This window comes from Pseudomonas sp. JV245A (assembly GCF_032424515.1).
GTDB classification, from domain to species: Bacteria; Pseudomonadota; Gammaproteobacteria; order Pseudomonadales; family Pseudomonadaceae; genus Aquipseudomonas; species Aquipseudomonas protegens.
Window position 1 is genome coordinate 1 of record NZ_VYKE01000391.1, and the last position, 1,240, is coordinate 1,240.

1 protein-coding gene is annotated in these 1,240 nt (G+C 67.9%); it reads left to right on the forward strand.

Features of this window, described 5'->3' with window-relative positions; translation table 11 throughout:
- The first annotated feature begins 3 nt into the window (after positions 1-3).
- Positions 4-1,182 carry an acetyl-CoA C-acetyltransferase gene (locus F6S12_RS31915; protein ID WP_041120712.1) on the forward strand — a complete coding sequence of 393 codons (1,179 nt, stop codon included), beginning with the start codon at positions 4-6 and terminating at the stop codon, positions 1,180-1,182.
- The last annotated feature ends 58 nt before the right edge of the window (positions 1,183-1,240 follow it).

Genomic DNA, 1,240 nt, shown 5'->3' on the forward strand with positions numbered 1-1,240 from the left:
ATCATGCAAGACGTCGTAATCGTTGCCGCCACCCGCACCGCCGTGGGCAGTTTCCAGGGCTCCCTGGCGAACATTCCCGCCGTTGACCTGGGCGCCGCGGTCATCCGCCAATTGCTGGCCCAGACCGGCATCGACCCGGCCCAGGTCGACGAAGTGCTCATGGGCCAGGTGCTCACCGCCGGCGCCGGGCAGAACCCCGCACGCCAGGCCGCGATCAAGGCCGGCCTGCCCCACGCCGTGCCCGCCATGACCCTGAACAAGGTCTGCGGCTCCGGCCTCAAGGCCCTGCACCTGGGCGCCCAGGCCATCCGCTGCGGCGATGCCGAGGTGATCATCGCCGGCGGCCAGGAAAACATGAGCCTGTCCAACTACGTGCTGCCCGGCGCCCGCACCGGCCTGCGCATGGGCCACAGCCAGATGATCGACTCCATGATCAGCGACGGCCTGTGGGATGCCTTCAACGACTACCACATGGGCATCACCGCCGAGAACCTGGTGGAGAAATACGGCATCAGCCGTGAAGCCCAGGACGCCTTCGCCGCCGCTTCCCAACACAAAGCCGCAGCAGCCATCGAGGCCGGGCGCTTTGTCGACGAGATCACCCCGATCCAGATTCCCCAGCGCAAGGGCGACCCCCTGACCTTCGCCACCGACGAGCAGCCACGCCCCGGCACCACCGCCGAAGCCCTGGCCAAACTCAAGCCCGCGTTCAAGAAAGACGGCAGCGTCACCGCCGGCAACGCCTCGGCGCTGAACGACGGCGCTGCCGCGGTGATGCTGATGAGCGCCAGCAAGGCCCGGGCCCTGGGCCTGCCGGTGCTGGCAAAAATTGCCGCCTACGCCAACGCCGGCGTCGACCCGGCGATCATGGGCATCGGCCCGGTCTCGGCCACTCGCCGCTGCCTGGACAAGGCCGGCTGGACCCTGGACCAGCTGGACCTGATCGAAGCCAACGAAGCCTTCGCCGCGCAGTCGCTGTCGGTGGCCAAGGAACTGGAATGGGACGCCAGCAAGGTCAACGTCAACGGCGGTGCGATCGCCATCGGCCACCCGATTGGTGCATCGGGCTGCCGGGTGCTGGTGACCCTGCTGCATGAAATGATCAAGCGTGATGCCAAAAAGGGCCTGGCGACCCTGTGCATCGGCGGCGGCCAGGGCGTGGCCCTGGCGATCGAGCGCTAACCTCCGCGCAAAACCGCCCTCCTTGTAGGAGCTGGCTTGCCAGCGAAGGCGCCCGTGA

Coding starts and splice junctions, on each gene's coding strand:
- F6S12_RS31915 (WP_041120712.1), top strand. CDS start 4: ATGCAAGACGTCGTAATCGTTGCCGCCACCCGCACCGCCGTGGGCAGT.